Source organism: Planomonospora algeriensis, from assembly GCF_977012225.1.
Map to the genome: position 1 here is coordinate 1 of NZ_CDRNDK010000916.1, position 1083 is coordinate 1083.

Genomic DNA, 1083 nt, shown 5'->3' on the forward strand with positions numbered 1-1083 from the left:
CCGGTGCCCGCGGCGGCGGTCACCACCGCGACCCGGCCGCGCAGCAGGCCGTGCCCCGGGACGTACGGCGGCGCCGCGGGTTCCGGCCGCTCCGGCTCCGGCCCCGGTGACGGCCCCGGTGACGGCCCCGGTGACGGTGACGGCTTCACGGCCGCGGTCCCCTCTCCTCGTCCGGCTTCACGTGATTTACTCTACCAAACAGTTGTTAGAAAGAATGAGAGGGTCCCCCGATGACCGTGGTCCGCTACGAGCGGCGCGGACCCGTGGCGGTGGTCACCATGAACCGCCCGGAGTACCGCAACGCGCAGAACTCCGCGATGACCTACGCCCTCGACGAGGCCTTCTACCGCGCCGCCGCCGACGACGAGGTCAAGGTGGCCGTGCTGGCCGGGGAGGGCCCCCACTTCTCCGCCGGGCACGACATCGGCAGCCCCGGCCGTGACGCGCACCTCTCCTTCGAGCGCAGGGCCGGCCTGTGGTGGGACCACGTCGGCAGGCAGGGCGCCGAGAGCCGCTTCGCCCGCGAATCCGAGGTCTACCTCGGCATGTGCCGCCGCTGGCGGGAGCTCCCCAAGCCGATGATCGCGATGGTGCAGGGCGCGTGCGTCGCGGGCGGGCTCATGCTCGCCTGGGTCTGCGACCTGATCGTCGCCTCCGACGACGCGTTCTTCGCCGACCCGGTGGTGCGCATGGGCATCCCTGGCGTGGAGTACTTCGCCCACCCCTGGGCGATGCCGCCGCGCGTCGCCAAGGAGCTCCTGTTCACCGGCGACCGCATGACGGCCGCGCGGGCGTACGAGGTGGGCATGGTCAACCGGGTCGTGCCCCGCGAGCGGCTGGCGGAGGAGGCCCTCGCGCTGGCGGAGCGGATCGCGGCCATGCCGCGCCTGGGCCTGGCGCTGGCCAAGAAGGCCGTCAACCAGGCCGAGGACCTGCAGGGCATGCACGCCGGGATGGACTCGGTCTTCGGCCTGCACCACCTCGCCCACGCGCACAACGCCGAGACCTCGGCCGACGCCCTGGCCGGCATGGACCCCCGGAGCATGAAGACCGCCGCCGGCGGCGTCGGGACCGGCGGCGCAG

1 protein-coding gene is annotated in these 1083 nt (G+C 73.5%); it reads left to right on the plus strand.

Annotation, left to right across the window (positions count from 1 at the left end):
- Positions 1–230 precede the first annotated feature (230 nt).
- Positions 231–1083 (plus strand): enoyl-CoA hydratase (locus ACWJ6R_RS36875; RefSeq protein WP_449066633.1); only part of this gene is annotated, 853 nt, incomplete at its 3' end.